At 38.2% G+C, this 16,871-nt stretch carries 13 protein-coding genes; 8 read left to right on the top strand and 5 right to left on the bottom strand.

Annotated elements, in window-relative coordinates:
- Positions 1–120: 120 nt before the first annotated feature.
- The 3 genes from DS885_RS08490 to DS885_RS08480 all read right to left on the bottom strand — a co-directional run bounded on the left by DS885_RS08490 (position 121) and on the right by DS885_RS08480 (position 2,781).
- A complete protein-coding gene (locus DS885_RS08490; protein ID WP_113819012.1) occupies positions 121–642 on the bottom strand; it encodes a tellurite resistance protein in 522 nt (173 codons plus the stop codon).
- Entirely contained in the window at positions 642–2,054 is a 1,413-nt protein-coding gene (gene radA / locus DS885_RS08485) for a DNA repair protein RadA (protein ID WP_113819011.1), read from the bottom strand. The genes DS885_RS08490 and radA overlap by 1 nt, the downstream gene beginning before the upstream one ends.
- A gap of 67 nt (positions 2,055–2,121) precedes the next feature.
- Positions 2,122–2,781, bottom strand: coding sequence for a regulatory protein RecX (locus DS885_RS08480; protein WP_113819010.1), 660 nt, complete (start codon positions 2,779–2,781; stop codon positions 2,122–2,124).
- Between the two features lie 201 nt (positions 2,782–2,982).
- On the opposite strand from DS885_RS08480, the gene DS885_RS08475 reads away from it, so the two are divergent.
- Positions 2,983–3,645 (top strand): 7-cyano-7-deazaguanine/7-aminomethyl-7-deazaguanine transporter, encoded by a 663-nt coding sequence (locus DS885_RS08475; protein ID WP_113819009.1) that lies wholly within the window; start codon positions 2,983–2,985, stop codon positions 3,643–3,645.
- Between the two features lie 60 nt (positions 3,646–3,705).
- Here the strand turns inward: DS885_RS08475 and DS885_RS08470 are convergent, their stop codons facing one another.
- Positions 3,706–3,960 (bottom strand): DUF2960 domain-containing protein, encoded by a 255-nt coding sequence (locus tag DS885_RS08470; RefSeq protein WP_113819008.1) that lies wholly within the window; start codon positions 3,958–3,960, stop codon positions 3,706–3,708.
- Positions 3,961–4,217: 257 nt separating this feature from the next.
- Here DS885_RS08470 and DS885_RS08465 point away from each other — a divergent pair, with 257 nt between their 5' ends.
- The 3 genes from DS885_RS08465 to DS885_RS08455 all read left to right on the top strand — a co-directional run bounded on the left by DS885_RS08465 (position 4,218) and on the right by DS885_RS08455 (position 7,700).
- Positions 4,218–5,942 carry an AMP-binding protein gene (locus DS885_RS08465; protein ID WP_113819007.1) on the top strand — a complete coding sequence of 575 codons (1,725 nt, stop codon included), beginning with the start codon at positions 4,218–4,220 and terminating at the stop codon, positions 5,940–5,942.
- Positions 5,943–6,109: 167 nt separating this feature from the next.
- The gene (ppiC, locus tag DS885_RS08460; RefSeq protein WP_113819006.1) at positions 6,110–6,388 is read left to right on the top strand and encodes a peptidylprolyl isomerase PpiC; all 279 of its coding nucleotides are present in this window, start codon (positions 6,110–6,112) and stop codon (positions 6,386–6,388) included.
- A 421-nt stretch (positions 6,389–6,809) separates the two neighbouring features.
- Positions 6,810–7,700, top strand: a complete 891-nt coding sequence (locus tag DS885_RS08455; protein ID WP_113819005.1) for a J domain-containing protein — start codon at positions 6,810–6,812, stop codon at positions 7,698–7,700.
- Between the two features lie 16 nt (positions 7,701–7,716).
- Here DS885_RS08455 and DS885_RS08450 read toward each other — a convergent pair whose 3' ends face one another.
- Complete coding sequence (locus DS885_RS08450) at positions 7,717–9,567, bottom strand: sigma 54-interacting transcriptional regulator (RefSeq protein WP_113819004.1); 1,851 nt, start codon at positions 9,565–9,567, stop codon at positions 7,717–7,719.
- 317 nt (positions 9,568–9,884) lie between these two features.
- Between DS885_RS08450 and cynS the strand changes: the two genes are divergently transcribed.
- The 4 genes from cynS to DS885_RS08430 all read left to right on the top strand — a co-directional run.
- On the top strand, positions 9,885–10,328 hold the full coding sequence (gene cynS, locus DS885_RS08445; RefSeq protein ID WP_113819003.1) for a cyanase: 444 nt from the start codon (positions 9,885–9,887) through the stop codon (positions 10,326–10,328).
- Positions 10,329–10,514: 186 nt separating this feature from the next.
- A complete protein-coding gene (locus DS885_RS08440; RefSeq protein WP_113819002.1) occupies positions 10,515–11,327 on the top strand; it encodes a formate/nitrite transporter family protein in 813 nt (270 codons plus the stop codon).
- 218 nt (positions 11,328–11,545) lie between these two features.
- Entirely contained in the window at positions 11,546–12,358 is an 813-nt protein-coding gene (locus DS885_RS08435; protein ID WP_113819001.1) for a helix-turn-helix domain-containing protein, read from the top strand.
- 38 nt (positions 12,359–12,396) lie between these two features.
- Positions 12,397–16,871 (top strand): type I polyketide synthase (locus tag DS885_RS08430; RefSeq protein ID WP_113819000.1); only part of this gene is annotated, 4,475 nt, incomplete at its 3' end.

Raw genomic sequence — 16,871 nt, 5'->3', positions numbered from 1 at the left:
AATACAATTGGTATTAATTGGTATAACTGGTACAGAGTAGCTAAATAATAAAAATGGGTGACAAGTTATTTGTCATCCATTTTAGTTTTTATAGTGCATTATTGTTATTATTCTGAAGGTTTATGGTTTTTTACACACTATCTGCGCAATCGCTCGGTCTGGATTGTGTTGTATCCCTTCAAAATAAAATAAGATCTCCCAATCTTTAAAAATACTTTTTAACTCACCTTTTTGTAATAAAAAGTCATCGCGATTAGGGCGACCAAACTGTCGATTTTCTGTGGTAAAGGTTTCATATATTACAATCCCTCCAGATTTAACTGCCTGTTTAATATGCTCAAATAGTGGGCGGTGTAAATATCGAAATACAATCACCCCTTGCAACGCCAATTGCTTGAGTTTCAATCTATCCGCACCTTGTTCAGACTCAAAGTCAGCTTGCCATAATTGCTCTTTTTCTATGTTATGTTGCTCATGTAAGGCTAATAAAGGCGCTGTTTGTATATCTGCAAATACAACCTCGATTCCAGATTGGGCTAGTGCCAATCCATTTTGACCCTGACCACAAGCTAGGTCTAACACTTGACCGTTAGCCGTTTTAAAGAGGTGTGAATGGTTCTGCAGTAAGTTGGCTACTTGCATTATTGTAATGCCTCTATTAAATCTCGCACATTCTTCAATGGAATAATCTTTTGTTCACCTTTTACAAACTGTTGCATTGATGCGTGATAAGCAACGGCTGGAATAAAGATCTGTTTTTTACCGTGGGTGAGAGCTTCTCTTACTCGTGGGACTATTTGTGGAATTTGACGTAATTCACCGGTTAATGCTAATTCACCAATAAACACTGCATCACTGGGTAAAGGTTTAGAGTTAATTGAACTAAGTAAAGCCGCAGTCACCGCCATATCTGTAGAGGTTTCTGAATCAGCCATTTTAAGACCACCCACTAAACTAATGTTAATATCATAGTAAGTAGGGATGCCACCGTGTTTTTTTAGTACCGCGGTAATTAATGATAAACGGCTGTAGGAAATACCAATACAGTTACGAATCGATTTTTCACCTTCAACTTCTGTCGCTAAGGCTTGAATTTCAATTAATAAATTACGTGCCCCATCTTTAATGACAGAAATAGCTGAACCTTCAAAATGCTCTTCACTACCCGATAAAAATAATCGACTAGGGTTATCAACGGATCGCATGCCTTTTTCAGTCATCTGGAAGATGCCTACTTGTTCAGTATCACCAAAACGGTTTTTATCGGCACGTAAAATTCGCACCGAGGCATCATTTACTTCAATGTGAATGGCGGTATCGATAATGTGTTTTAAGGTTTGTGGGCCAGCCATTTGTGAGTTTTTATTTACTTGGCCAACCAGAATCAAGGTGATCCCATGTTGTTTACATAATCTATTGAGTATTTTTGCACAGGTTTTAACCTGCGTGACCCCCCCTGCAGAGCCATCAACGGTATTCGATTCAAAAGCTTGGATAGAATCTGCAATAAGAAATTTAACATTATTCTCAATACATTGATCGACAATATCTTCAATACTATCGGTATCAGAAAGCAGAAAGTTATCTTCATTAAAGTGTAGTTGTAAACGTTCAATACCACGTTTTGCCCATTGGCTAAGACTCTCTTCGGCGGTGACGTACAAGGTGGACATTGACTGCGACATCACAGATGCCACTTTAGTCAATAGGGTCGTTTTACCAGAGCCTGGGTCACCGCTGATTAGCACCACTGAACCTAAGGTAATGCCTTCACCCAATACTCGGTCTAATTCACTTAAACCTGTAGAAACACGCTGTGCATGTTCAACCTGTACCGAGGAGATACGTTTTACACCATTGGTTGTTACACCTGCATATCCACCTGCTTGGCTACGACTGATTGCGGCATTAACTGATTTAGTGGCCGCAGAAGCTTCACGGAATTCAGTAATGGTATTCCAGGCTTTACACTCGCCACATTGTCCTTGCCATTTAGTATAATCAGCACCGCAGTCACTGCATACGTAAGAGATTTTAGTTTTTGCTTTTGCCATGCTTGGTTCCGTTGTCTTTAAATGAGTTTATTACTTTTATTTTGTAAAGTGTGTTTATCCGTGGTGATTATTGTTGATCTTTGTATTCATTAAATAACTTGATGGCTTCATTGGCTTTTGCATAGGCATAACCATGTGATGTTAATAATCGGATTGCTTTCATCTTTTGTTTTTGATCGTCTATGGAGACCCTAAATTTTTTAGACAATAATTCACAGGCCTGGTCTAGGTCGTTAAAAGTAGGAGTGGGGTATTGCTGATTATGCTCTTCAATGGCTGAGTTAATAATATCGAAGCTAAACCCTTTAGTTTGTAGAAAGCCCATCGCTTTTTGTTTTAAATGTTGTGTCACAATAGCTTCATGATACTTATTGTTTAAAAGCCTCTGTGCTGATTCGATATAGTCGAATTCACTTTCCAGTATAGCTTGTTTAATCAATGCTTCATTGATCCCTTTGAGGGTGAGATCTTGTTTTATGCGAGTTATCCCATGGCCTTTATTTTGCGCACTACGTAAAAATGAGTGAGTAAAACGTTGATCATCTAAATACTTAAAATCTAAACACTCATTAATCACCGCATCAATCCATTGTTGATTATCAGTTTTACGCTGTAGTTTTTTTAATAGCTCAGCTTGACTATGATCTCGGCGTGATAGATGCCAAAAAGCACTACGGCGAACCGCTTCAATATCTTTTGCTATTTTAATGGGCTTATTAGCGAACATCGAGACTCTCTACTATGTGTGTTTATATACAGTATATATTTAAAGCGAGTTAATTTACAGTAGACGTCAAATCAGATTAGAAATAAGTTGTCCAAAAGGTTGAATTGTCTATTTATCACTCTATAATATGCGCCCCCATTACGGGATAAATAATTAAGCGGGTTCCCTCACCCCGTTACTACATATAAAAAAGGTTACAATATGTTATCACTTACACACTCGCAAATTCGCCGTGCATTGACGCTATTGGTTGGATTTCACATTCTTATTATTTGTGCTAGTAATTACTTAGTACAACTTCCATTTACACTTTTTGGCTGGCATACCACCTGGGGGGCTTTTAGCTTTCCTTTTGTTTACCTAGCAACTGATTTAACAGTACGTATTTTTGGTCAAGAGAGTGCACGCCGCATCATCTTTAAAGCGATGCTTCCAGCGTTGGTTATCTCTTATGTGGTTGGTGTGTTATTCCATCAAGGCGCATTACAGGGACTAGATACTTTGGCTGAATATAATAGTTTTGTATTTCGTATTGCACTTGCAAGTTTTGCTGCTTACCTGTTTGGTCAGCTATTAGATATTAAAGTGTTTGCTAAACTTCGTGCTACTAAACAATGGTGGGTTGCACCAACTGCATCAACGCTATTAGGTAATCTATTAGATACCTTAGTATTCTTCTCTTTTGCTTTTTATGCTTCTACGGATACCTTCATGGCAGAAAACTGGTTGGAAATTGCAATGGTGGATTACGGATTTAAACTATTAGTGAGTATCTGTTTATTTTTACCTGCGTATGGTGTGTTATTAAAAACATTAGAAAAACGCATCATTAGTGTGCCAAATAATCAATCATCTGTTGCTTAATTAGATGAGTGATTAGTTAATAAACAGCTCAAAGGGAGGGCTGTTTATTAACGTCAACGTTTACTTTTCTTGCTCTTCATCTTTGATGAATCTAATCTCAGAAAACCCCATACGATCAAACTCATTAGCACGATAATTTTTCATGATGCCTTGACCACGAGAGGTCATCTCTAATTGTTTTTCCATTGCCCAAAACGACGTTAAATCAACACCTTCAGCTGCCGCTACTGCTTCATAAATATCAAAGTGTTGGCTAAATGAAAATGCGATTGTTTTTTTGGTGCCTTGGTAATAATAGCTGACTTGACGTGCCATAACATTGTCTCAATAATTAAAAACATAATATTAACACAGCTTAATCAATGGCTATAACAGGGATTTTCACTAACACAGTAAAAATCCACGGATAATAGAGTATGAAAGTGTTATAAGACTCTGATTCTTAGTAAACCCTTGTGTTTTTAGTCGCATTACCTGAGTTGAATAAGTTATAATTAACCCATTGATCGACCCATTAAAACCAACTATTGAGACTTAATGGATTCACTCGTTACTTAATTGATAGGTTATTTATGACGTTGACACTTCCTTACAATAATTTCATGTCTTTTGCGGATCACTCCTTTAAAGAATATGCCGATAATGACTTCGTTGGATATGTTGATGGTGAGATGATCTCTTACCGAGAAGCACAACAAAAAGTAATTGAACTGCAGGCTTTGTTTAAAGATCTAGGTATAAAGCAGGGAGATAAAATCGCAATCTGCAGTGAAAATATGCCGCATTGGGGCATAGTCTATTTAGCGATCACTGCTATGGGGGTGATTGCTGTGCCTATTCTGCCAGATTTTCACACTAACGAAATTCATCACATCATTAAACATTCTGAAGCAAAAGCGCTGTTTATATCTCAAAAGATTGCACAGAAGTTAAATGAAGACGATTTTAGTTCAAGCTTATCTTATGTTTTCTCATTGGAAACCTTCGATATTATTGAAGATAAAACCCCAAAACATTCAGAGTTATTGACGAAAAGTGCGCAAGCAATTGCGATTATGAAGAGCAAAGCGCTTAAGTTTGCTAAACAGAAAAAGCTGTTAAAAATGAGTGAAATTGATAACACCTTGAATATCAATACCGACGATATTGCGGTGATTATCTATACATCAGGTACTACTGGGCAATCAAAAGGGGTGATGTTAAGTCATCACAACTTGTTGTCGCAAATACATCAGGCCAATGGTTTGATTGACATTACCGCATCGGATCGTTTCCTGTCTATTTTACCACTGGCGCATACCTTTGAATGTTCGATTGGTTTTTTGGTTCCTTTTTCAAATGGTTCTACTGTCTCTTATATAAATCGTATCCCATCGCCTAAAATCATTTTAGCAGCGATGCAAAAGGTGAAACCAACTTGCTTTTTAAGCGTGCCTTTGGTGATTGAAAAAATATACAAAAACAAAGTGCTGGCAGAATTTAATAAGAACAAAATTATTCATTATCTGTACAATAATGTTGGTTTTATTCGCCGTAAATTGAACAAAATTGCGGGTAAAAAGTTAATTGAAAGCTTTGGTGGTGAGTTAAAATTCTTTGGCATTGGCGGCGCAAAATTATCACGCTTTGTAGAGCAGTTTTTGATTGAAGCAGAGTTCCCTTATGCGATTGGTTATGGTTTAACTGAAACCGCTCCTATCGTAGCAGCAGCAGTCCCTGGCGGAACAGCCTTGGGCACCACTGGAACCTTTGTTGAAGGGGTAGAGTATCGTCTAATCAAGCAAAATGAAGATGATAGTGAAGGTGAGCTACACGTGCGCGGGCCTAATATTATGTTAGGTTATTACAAAGAAGAAGAGCGTACTAAAGAAGTTTTAGATGATGAAGGTTGGTTTAACACTGGAGACCTAGGATACATTGATGATGCGGGGGTGTTAACTATCAGTGGTCGTAGCAAAAACGTTATTATTAGTGCTAGCGGTGAAAACATTTACCCTGAAGCGATAGAAAGTGTTATCGAGCAGCACCCATTAGTGGTTGACTCTATGGTTTATGAACTAGATAAAAAACTAGTGGCTAAAATCTATATTGATTACGACCTGTTTGATGAGCAACATAACCTGAAAAAACAAAGCGATTTTGATTTACACAAAGATATCATTAATTTACTAGAAGAGATCAAAGTCAGCTCAAACCAACAGCTTTCTTCTTTTTCAAAATTAAATTCAGTGATTGAACAAACAGAACCATTTATCAAAACACCGACTAAAAAAATTAAACGTTATTTACACATGTAATAGTACTTAGTTTTAGTTCGCCAGTATTGAAATGAACACAAAGCCGATCAGAGTGGTTTACTATACATTCTTATCGGCTTTTATATGGTCACAGCTTAAGATAAAATTTTAGCAATGACAGTTCTAACCAAACTATAAAATAATCAGTATAAATAGAGAAAAGTACCATGCCTAAAACTGCATCTGCACTGCATATCCTAGTTAAACATCAAGATAAAGCTGAGGATATATTAGCGCAATTAAAAAAGGGCGCTAAGTTTCAAACATTAGCGAAAAAATATTCAACTTGTCCTTCTGGCAAAAAAGGTGGCGACTTAGGTGAATTTAAAAAGGGGCAAATGGTGCCTGCTTTTGATAAGTTTTGTTTTACCGGACCAATACTGACACCCACCATTGTTAAAACAAAGCATGGGTTTCATATTGTAAAAATCCTGTATCGGACTTAATTACTCTCATTTAAAGTTAACTGGCTTATCTTATATGAAGTAACCTGCTTATTAGCTGTCAGTGCAAAGTATTAAATGGATATTATTTACTTCACATTAGGTTTTAGAACAGACTCTTTTTCATTAATAAAAGATAATCTATTAAAGATAATCGGCTAGCATCTGTGTAGATGTTGATTGTCTTTAAATAGGTTTATTTGTTATTAATTTATCTATCTCTAAATATATATAAGTGTTAAGAATGCCAGTAGAAATGTAATTTTAATAGCATATTTACTTGTTTTTTATCTATTTTTTTGATTTTGACGAGACACAATGTCACAATTCAATCATTGAAGATGGATCCTTAAATGTAAACTTTAGCATTCGCTGATTAAAGTTTTATTCTATATACCTACACAGTGGATAAGTGCCTTATACGATGAATAACCATGATATTTTAGGGACAAATGACTCTTGGTCTAAAAAAGCAATTCGTAAACAATTTAAATTGCTATCAATTAAAATTCATCCTGATAAATCTGGCTCGAGTGAATTATTTAAAATAGTACATATCGCTTACAAAAAAGTGATGGCGGGTAAGGGCAACGACGGATTTGTTTACCTACCTACCGAAGAGATAGATCTAGATTCACCTCCTCAAGAAAAAGAAGCCCTTATTTTACAGGTGCATCAACTTTTAAAAGAAGTAAAAATCAAAACAGAATGTTTAGATGAAGCAAATGCTCAAATTCGTAAACTTTCTGTTAACTCCGATGTTGCAAAAGTCACCAGTCAACTTAAATTAGCGCTCAGTGCTTTATTCATTATGATGGTTGGTGGTGCATTGGTCTTGTTATCTAATTTTGGCGAAGAAGAGCAGACACATACTGTAGATCCTCGTTTCTTTTTAAGCTCTGTCCCTAAGGTTGTTCAAGATAAACCCAAAATTGAATTAAAAGCGATTAAAAGGGATTGGAGTGAACTGCCTGGTTATTCAAAAAAAGGTGACTTTGGAGACTTCATTCTTATTACGGAGCTGGGTATTCCCACTCTAATGTTGCAAGTGGATCAGTCTGTTTATACGAGCGAACAAAAAGCTAAATTACGTAATGAGAAACACGGCTCTTGTGAAGCAGCTTTAATTGTTGATGATTATCAACGTGTTGGGTTAATCAATCCATTTGCACGTGGGACTATAGATCAGAATTTCATCTTCTCTATTTGGTTATTTGATAGTGTTAAATTATCCATGTTCAATGACTTTGAGCGTATCACTTTAATTTGTGATGATCTTATTTTCAGTGGCCATCTAGAAAGAGCCGTCAATTAATTCGCATTTATTCCTGTTAGATAAAATCTTGCCTATGAATGGTATATTTCTTTAATTTAGAACTTAAGGTGGTTGGTTTTAAGCCAAGTAGCTCAGCTGCACCACCTTCACCATATATTTTACCTCGGCAATCTTTTAATGCTTGAATCAAATTATTTCTTTCTAATTGCTTATGTTGTTGGGCATTGAGAACATTGCTGTGTTTTGTATGGAGCTGTTCCTTTAGATGGATGACACTCGCTTTATTCATAAATTCAAAATTGAGTTTATTACTTTTTGACAGTATCACTTGTCGTTCAATAATATTCTCTAATTCGCGGATATTGCCTGGCCATTTGTAATTGATAAGGTGCTGCATTTGAGCCATTGAGACTTGTGGAGCAGGTTGATTTAACCTAACACACACTTTATCAATAAAGTGTTTCACTAATAAAGGGAGATCATCGATTCGCTCACGCAGTGGTGGAGAGTTGATAGGAAAAACGTTCAATCTAAAATACAGATCTTCTCTGAATTTATTGGTTGCGACGAGTTTATTTAAGTCTTGATTGGTAGCGGCAATGACTCTGACATTAACATTACGTGTGAGCGATTCACCAACGCGTTCAAATTGTTGCTCTTGTAATACCCTTAATAACTTGCCTTGTAACTGTAATGGTATCTCTCCAACTTCATCTAAAAAAATGGTTGCACCATCAGCTAACTCAAATCGCCCTACACGATCCGATGATGCACCTGAGAAAGCACCTTTTACATGACCAAAGAATTCACTCTCAAAAAGCTCTGCTGGAATAGCCGCACAATTGACACGTATTAATGGTCTGACGTTACGTTGGCTTGCCTCATGAATTGCCCGCGCGATTAACTCTTTACCTGTGCCTGATTCTCCGGTGATTAATACATTAGCGTCAGTAGGGGCGACTAATGCAATTTGGCTCATCATATGTTTAATTTTATGACTGTTACCAATCAAATATTGATGATTAAAATCAGCATTAATCTCTTCTTGTAAGTAGGCGTTTTCCATCTCTAAACGGTGTTTAAGTGCATCAACTTCTTTTAACGCTTTTAGTAACTTATCTTGCGTGCGTTTACGCTCTGTAATATCACGGAAAATAACAACTGCACCAATTAATGTTCCGTTTTCAGTGAGTGGTGTACTGGTATATTCAACGGGGATAGCTTTACCCTGTTGAGACCAAAATACTTCATTATCTACACTATGAATGGCACCATCGTTAAAGGCGGCATAAATTGGGCATTTGTGTACGTGGTAGTGACTGCCATTAACATGGGTGTGATGAATAATATCGTGTATCTTTTTTCCCATTAACTGCTCTTTTTTCCAGCCAATAATTGCTTCAGCTGCTGCATTAACAAAAGTTGTTTTACCTTCGCAGTCCACGCCGTAAATGCCATCGCCAACGGCTGTTAGGAGTAATTGGTTTTGGCGTTCTATTTGTTGAAATACTGTTTCATCAGTGTTCCATTGTGACAAACCCAGTCGGTAATTAGACTCTATTCGGGATTTAAAATGTCGCTCAAAAGTAATACTGCCATCTTCACAACTTAGTAAAATATTATTAGCAAATTGAGAGGCATTAATACCGATACTCACAACTTTATTAGCAGCTTGTATGGTTAATTCACTAGACCAAGCTGTGCCTTCAGTGATGACTTGTTGTGTGAAATCATGCAGTTTATCAAGGCAGTCTGGAAAAAACTGAGTCACGGTATATTGAGTTAAGGCTGTTCTATCTAAGCTAAATAATATTTCTGCTTGTTTATTCGCTATCAAAATACGATTGGTAATAGGGTTAATCAATAACATTGCAGTAGGGGCATTTAAGAATAGTTGCTCCAGCATAGTTTACTCCGTCAATACAATTGATGTGTTATCAAGTTTGCCTGCAAATTTGAAGCCATTCCCACGAAATTAAGTTGTAACTACCACGATAATTCGTTTAAAACGAAATATCGTGGTTATTTTTTACAAGAGATATGTCTAAAAGTTATTTTAAAACAATAACTTACTATTTTCGTGTTAGCTGGCATAGTAAATGCAATCCGAGTAAAGGTTGAACAGAATGCACAAAGCAGCATTATCTAGTTTTTTATCGTTGCACTGCTTAAGTGCAAGATGCGTTCTGTTTATGGCCATTATTATTCAGTTAAGGAAATCAGATGTTAAAAAAAATACAAGTAACAGAAGCAATTTTCGCGATCAAAAAAGATAAGCAATTAACTTGGGAAACCATTGCTGAAGCCATTGGTATGTCAACGGTTTGGACTACATCTGCTTGCTTAGGGATGAACAGTTTTACTGATGCAACAGCAGATAAATTGATAGCCTATTTAGGTCTACCCACAGAAACAAAATTCAGTTTATTAGAAAACCCAACAAAAGAGTGGGATAAGTCAGTACCACAAGATCCACTCATCTACCGCTTTTATGAAGTCGTGGGTGTCTATGGCGATACCTTAAAAGAGGTTATTCAAGAGGAGTTTGGAGACGGCATTATGAGTGCCATTGATTTTACTATGTCAGTGGATAAGGAAGAAAACCCTAAAGGCGATCGTGTTGTAGTAACCATGAATGGTAAGTTTTTACCCTATAACGCCTGGTAGGTACCCTTATAAAAGACAAAATTGTGTATTCCATATCGATACTAAAAAGACGGCTGATATTGAGGATTACTAGAACAACGTAATGACTCAACATAAAGGATGTTTGCCAACAGGAAGTTACATTAACCCGTAAGTTATTTAACACATAAAATAGTAAATGCTTACCAGAATAAAAGTGAGAAAATTATGTCTTATCTAGAACCCGCAGAGTTTGTTACCAAGATGGTAGATACTGGGGAATCAAAAGTTTATATGTCCACTAAAGATACGCTGATACGCGCCTTTATGGCAGGGGCCATTTTAGGGTTAGCCGCTGTGTTTGCAATCACTGTTGCGACTAAAACAGGCAGCCCAATTTTGGGGGCTTGTCTATTTCCCGTGGGTTTCATTATGCTTTATTTAATGAAATTCGACCTGCTAACAGGAGTATTTACCCTAGTACCATTAGCTTTATTAGATAAGCGTCCAGGTGTTACCTTTTCAAGTGTTATGCGTAACTGGGGATTAGTTTTTATTGGTAACTTTGCTGGTGCAATCACTACAGCCTTTATGGTTTCCTTCATATTAACTTATGGTTATGCAACTGATGGCGGTGCACTAGCAGCTAAAGTAAGTGCAATTGGTGAATCTCGTACTTTAGGTTACCAAGAGCATGGTATAGGTGGATGGTTTACTATTTTCATTCGTGGGATGTTATGTAATTGGATGGTCTCAATGGGAGTTGTGGGCGCACTTATTTCGACATCAGCTGGCAGTAAAATGGCAGCAATGTGGATGCCAGTTATGCTGTTCTTCTTTATGGGCTTTGAACATTCAATTGTGAATATGTTCCTATTTCCATTTTCAATGATTATGGGGGGCGATTTTACCGTCTATGATTACCTATTGTGGAATGAAATCCCAACCGTATTAGGTAACTTAGCAGGTGGCTTATTGTTAGTTGGATTACCTTTGTACTTTACTCATGTCAAAACCTCTAAAGCACGCGTTTTAAGTTAATTTAATCATTTGATGTTACGTTTAAACACCATGAAATAAGAGTTGTGTTTAAGCGTAACCACTTTTTATTTATTTTAACTTTAAAATGAAATAGTTAAATTGATGTAAATTCTACCATTCAACTCGCAATTCAATAAATATTAAGTATCGGTTGATTGTATAGGGTGTGATACCTGTGTATATTAAGCTTACTTTTACATTTAAGTGAATTCATTATATTGAGCGCTAAGCAGCATAAAAACGCAACGACAACCCCCGAGATAAGAGCTTTTATTCATGACTCAGAGCTGCCGACCGCGGTACTTGCTCGTCTGTTAAAAATTTCTGAATCCACCGTACGTAAATGGCGTAAGCGGGAAACGATTGAAGATGCGTCACATGTGCCTAAACATTTCAAAACTACTCTCACGTTACAGCAACAATATGTTGTTGTGCAATTACGTACCCGGTTAATGCTTTCCTTAGATGATCTACTGCAAGTGTGTCGTCAATTTATTAATGAAAATACCTCTAGAGCTGGACTGCAGCGTTGTTTGAAACGTCATGGCGTTTCTAAATTAGCGGATATCGATCCAGCGGGTGAACTGGTCAAATTAGAACAGCAAGTCAGCGTTGCTATTAAAGATAATAGCTCAGATCAAATTCTTAATTCCGTGGTGAGTCCAGAAGCCATGAGTGAAGTATTAAATCAATTACGCAGTGAAGCAGCTGAAAAGACCAATAGTAGTCAATTAGCAGACCATGCCCGTAGTGCAAAAACCCGCTCACTCACTTGTTCAGATGTCGTACAAGTAAGTGTGACAACTCTGCCTCATTTAGATAAAAAACAAATTAATCAACATCGTTTATTGATTGCCCATGACCCTGATAGTCAATGGGTATACGTAGATCTATATCAAGACGATGAAGCCGATGCTGCACGACGTTACATGCGTTACGTGTTAAAGCATGCACCATTTCATATTCGTCGCTTATTAGCGGCAAATTATAACGAATTTTTGAGCCGATTCCGTTTGTTAAGTGAAGTATAAACATTAGCAAACAGACAGTAATGCCATTGGAGAACATAATGTCAAAAAAACAAAACACCAACACAGCGGCAGATAAGCGTATTAATTCACGCTTACAAGAAACGCCAATAGCGATTGTTGGTATGGCTTCGGTTTTTGCTGAAAGCAAAAACCTAGGACAGTTTTGGGATACCATAGTTAACTCGGTGAATGGCATTCAAGATGTACCTGAAGATCGCTGGGCAATAGATGATTATTATTCTGCCGATAAAAAAGAAGCAGATAAGAGTTATTGTAAACGCGGTGGTTTTTTGCCTGAAATTGACTTTGATCCAATGGAGTTTGGTCTTCCGCCTAACTTATTAGAGCTCACCGATATTACTCAGTTAATGGCATTAGTCACTGCACGTGATGTTATTGCAGATGCTGGCTTAAGTACCGAAGGTAGTGTTGACCGCGATAAAATGGGGATCATTTTAGGCGTTGGTGGTGGCCAAAAGCAGGGCGGCCAACTAATGTCTCGCTTGCAAGGACCTGTGTTAGAGAAAGTACTAAAAGCATCGGGCGTCAGTGCAGACGACACCAATGTGATCGTCGATAAATTTAAAAAAGCCTATATTCCGTGGGAAGAGAATTCATTCCCAGGTATGTTAGGTAACGTGATTGCGGGACGTATTGCCAATCGCTTTAACCTCGGTGGTACCAACTGCGTAGTGGATGCTGCTTGTGCAGGGTCATTAGCGGCTATCAAAATGGCCATATCGGATTTATTAGAGCACCGTTCAGATATGATGTTATCGGGTGGTATTTGCTGCGATAACTCTCCTTTTATGTATATGTCATTCTCAAAAACACCTGCCTTCACTGATGGTGACCGTATTCGTCCATTTGATGATAAATCTAACGGTATGATGATTGGTGAAGGTGTAGGTATGATTGCACTGAAACGTCTTGAAGATGCCGAGCGTGATGGAGACCGAATTTACTCAGTGATCAAAGGTATCGGTAGCTCATCTGACGGTAAATTTAAATCGATTTATGCACCACGTCCCGAGGGGCAATTAAAAGCCTTAAAACGTGCTTATCAGGACGCGGGTTTTGATCCAAAAACATGTGGTTTAGTAGAAGCACATGGTACGGGTACTAAAGCGGGTGACGCAGCCGAGTTTAGGGGATTAGAGTTATTATTTAGTGAAAATAATGAACAAAAGCAACACGTAGCCTTAGGTTCAGTTAAATCACAAGTAGGTCATACTAAAGCGGCAGCGGGCACCGCTGGTTTGATCAAAGCGGCCTTAGCGTTACACCATAAAGTATTACCCCCGACGATTAATGTTGATCTACCTAATAAAAACTTAGATATCGACAATACACCGCTATATATCAATACAGAAACGCGTCCTTGGATGCAGCGTGAAGATGGTGTTAAGCGTCAAGCGGGGATCAGCTCATTTGGATTTGGTGGCACTAACTTCCATTTAGTATTGGAAGAGTACACACAACAACACCAACAAGCTTACCGATTAAATGAGGTTGCTCAGTCATTTTTAATTACCGCAGATGATAAAGATCAACTGATTGAGCAATTAACTGCTGAGTATGATGCTTTGCAGGTTGATCAAGATAGTCAGCCTTATGCTTATAATCAATTCATAGTGAATTTCCCTGTACGTAACATTGAAGCTAATCAAGCTCGTTGCGGGTTTGTGGCGAAGGATATTAATCATGCGCAACAATTACTAACACAAGCAATCGATAAACTAAAAGCCGAACAGTCTAATCAATGGTCTCTGCCAACGGGAATCTATTACCAAGAGCAGGCTATCGATACCAAAGGGAAAGTCGTTGCTCTTTTCTCTAGCCAAGGTTCGCAGTATGTCAACATGGGACGCGAACTGGTTTGTCATTTTCCAACTATGATGGCCAGCCAAGTTGCCATGGACAAACAGTTTGCGTTAAACGCAAAAGGTAAAGTTAGTGATGTGCTTTATCCTATTCCTGTATTTAATGCCGCTAAAAAAGCGCAACAAGAGCAGACCTTACGTTTAACTGAATATGCACAGCCTGCAATTGGTAGTTTATCCGTTGGTTTATTTAATACCTTTAAGCAAGCCGGATTTAAAGCAGACTTTACCGCAGGTCACAGCTTTGGTGAGTTAACCGCATTATGGGCTGCAGGTGTTTACTCAGAACAAGATTACATGCAATTAGCTATCGCACGTGGACAAGCGATGTCTGCACCGGAACAAGCTGATTTTGATGCAGGTACAATGGCCGCTGTGATTGGTGAAGTCGCTTTAGTTGAAAGTGAAATTGCTAATATCGAGGGAGTTGCTGTTGCTAATTACAATGCACATAACCAAGCTGTAATCGCCGGCAATAAAGCAGCGATTGCAGATGCCAGTGCAAAACTCAGCGAGCTTGGTTTAAAAGTCATTGAATTACCTGTATCTGCTGCTTTCCACACACCGTTAGTGGAACATGCTCAGCAACCGTTTGCTAAAGCCATAGATCAAATTGATTTTGTAAAACCAACTGTGAGTGTGTTTGCCAATGGCACGGGTGAAGCACATAGTCAGGAGCCTAACAAGATAAAATCTGCACTGAAAGGGCATATTCTTGAATCGGTACAATTTAATAAAGAGATAGAAAACCTCTACCAAGCAGGCGGACGTATTTTTGTTGAGTTCGGTCCTAAAAATGTATTAACAGGTTTAGTGGATAATATCCTGCAAGATAAACCAGATGTTGTGACTATTGCAACCAATGCAAATAGCAAACAAAATGCTGATCTGCAATTGCGTTTAGCAGCCGTTCAATTAGCTGTTTTAGGCTTAGAACTGGATAATATTGACCCTTATTCTGCAATCCAGCGCCCAACTATCGCACCTAAAAAGTCACCATTAGCAATGAAACTCTCGGGAGCGGCTTATGTTAGCCCTAAAACACAGCAAGCTTTTAAAGATGCATTGAGTGATGATTGGAAGATAACTAATAGCAAGAGTGCAACAACTGAAGTGAAAGAGGTGATTAAAGAAGTCATCGTAGAGAAGGTGGTAGAAAAAGTTGTAGAGAAAGTGGTCTATGTTGATAGTGAAGGCGTTCCTTTAGCAGATCAATCTGCAGTCAAAGTATCGTCATCTCCTATGGTCGAAACACAAGGTATGTCAGCTAATATTGAACAAAGTGTTGCGCAATTAGTAGAACATCAATCACAGCTATTATCCGTACATCAAGCTTATTTAGAAGGTCCGAAGCAGTATGCTGACACCTTTAAAAGCGTCTTGAAAGCACAAGCTGGGCAACAAAAATTACCAGAAGGTTTAGATAAAACCTTAAGTATGTATCATGATTTTCAAACCGAAACCCTAAGGGTACATGAAACGTACCTAAATAATCAGACTGAAAATATGCAGCAGATGTTGAGTGGTACTTCAGAGGGTAAAGGCATATCCTCTCAAACGCGTACATCCGTTGTTGAACCTCAAAACGCAGTGCAATCACAAACTGACCATAAGCCTTTAACAACTAACCTAAACTTACAGGAGCAGTTACAGGCAACACATAATACCCTTCAAGCTGCCGAGATTAACCCGATCAATGTCAAGCCTATTAGTCATGTACAAGTGCAATCGGTTTCGGAAGATGAAGTGGCGCCACTTAGTGGTGAAAGTGCAGTTCAGATCAGTGCTGATACACAATTCATTGAGCAAACCATGTTATCTGTGGTGGCTGATAAAACCGGTTACCCAACTGAGATGTTGGAATTAAGCATGGATATGGAAGCGGACTTAGGTATCGATTCTATTAAGCGTGTTGAAATTCTAGGTGCAGTACAAGATCAAATCACTGACTTACCTGAATTAGACGCCGAGCAATTAGCACAAATGCGCACCCTTGAAGAGATCGTGACTTATATGAACTCTGTAATGGGAGACGTTGCATCTGCTCAACAAACAATAGCCACTGCAAAATCATCGGGTACAGTAACCAATCACGTTAGCTCACAAGCGATTGAGCAAACTATGTTAGCTGTGGTGGCAGATAAAACCGGTTATCCAACAGAGATGTTGGAATTAAGCATGGATATGGAAGCGGACTTAGGTATCGATTCTATTAAGCGTGTTGAAATTCTAGGCGCAGTCCAAGATCAAATCACTGACTTACCTGAATTAGACGCTGAGCAATTAGCGCAAATGCGTACTCTTGAAGAGATTGTGCTTTACATGAACTCAGTAATGGGAGACGTTGCACCTGCTCAACAAACAATAGCCACTGCAAAATCAGCGGGTACAGTAACTAATCACGTGAGCTCACAAGCGATTGAGCAAACTATGTTAGTCGTGGTGGCAGATAAAACCGGTTATCCAACAGAGATGTTGGAATTAAGCATGGATATGGAAGCGGACTTAGGTATCGATTCTATCAAACGTGTTGAAATTCTAGGCGCAGTACAAGATCAAATCACTGACTTACCTGAATTAGACGCTGAGCAATTAGCGCAAATGCGCACTCTTGAAGAGATCGTGACTTA

Source organism: Psychromonas sp. B3M02 (assembly GCF_003318165.1).
In the GTDB taxonomy this organism is placed as follows: domain Bacteria; phylum Pseudomonadota; class Gammaproteobacteria; order Enterobacterales; family Psychromonadaceae; genus Psychromonas.
The sequence above is the reverse complement of the archived record's forward strand: the minus strand, read 5'-3'. Positions and strand labels throughout refer to the sequence as shown.

Bases quoted from the DNA above. Each gene is read 5' to 3' on its own strand.
- DS885_RS08490 (WP_113819012.1), bottom strand. From the start codon at position 642: ATGCAAGTAGCCAACTTACTGCAGAACCATTCACACCTCTTTAAAACG.
- radA (WP_113819011.1), bottom strand. From the start codon at position 2,054: ATGGCAAAAGCAAAAACTAAAATCTCTTACGTATGCAGTGACTGCGGT.
- DS885_RS08480 (WP_113819010.1), bottom strand. From the start codon at position 2,781: ATGTTCGCTAATAAGCCCATTAAAATAGCAAAAGATATTGAAGCGGTT.
- DS885_RS08475 (WP_113819009.1), top strand. From the start codon at position 2,983: ATGTTATCACTTACACACTCGCAAATTCGCCGTGCATTGACGCTATTG.
- DS885_RS08470 (WP_113819008.1), bottom strand. From the start codon at position 3,960: ATGGCACGTCAAGTCAGCTATTATTACCAAGGCACCAAAAAAACAATC.
- DS885_RS08465 (WP_113819007.1), top strand. From the start codon at position 4,218: ATGACGTTGACACTTCCTTACAATAATTTCATGTCTTTTGCGGATCAC.
- ppiC (WP_113819006.1), top strand. From the start codon at position 6,110: ATGCCTAAAACTGCATCTGCACTGCATATCCTAGTTAAACATCAAGAT.
- DS885_RS08455 (WP_113819005.1), top strand. From the start codon at position 6,810: ATGAATAACCATGATATTTTAGGGACAAATGACTCTTGGTCTAAAAAA.
- DS885_RS08450 (WP_113819004.1), bottom strand. From the start codon at position 9,567: ATGCTGGAGCAACTATTCTTAAATGCCCCTACTGCAATGTTATTGATT.
- cynS (WP_113819003.1), top strand. From the start codon at position 9,885: ATGTTAAAAAAAATACAAGTAACAGAAGCAATTTTCGCGATCAAAAAA.
- DS885_RS08440 (WP_113819002.1), top strand. From the start codon at position 10,515: ATGTCTTATCTAGAACCCGCAGAGTTTGTTACCAAGATGGTAGATACT.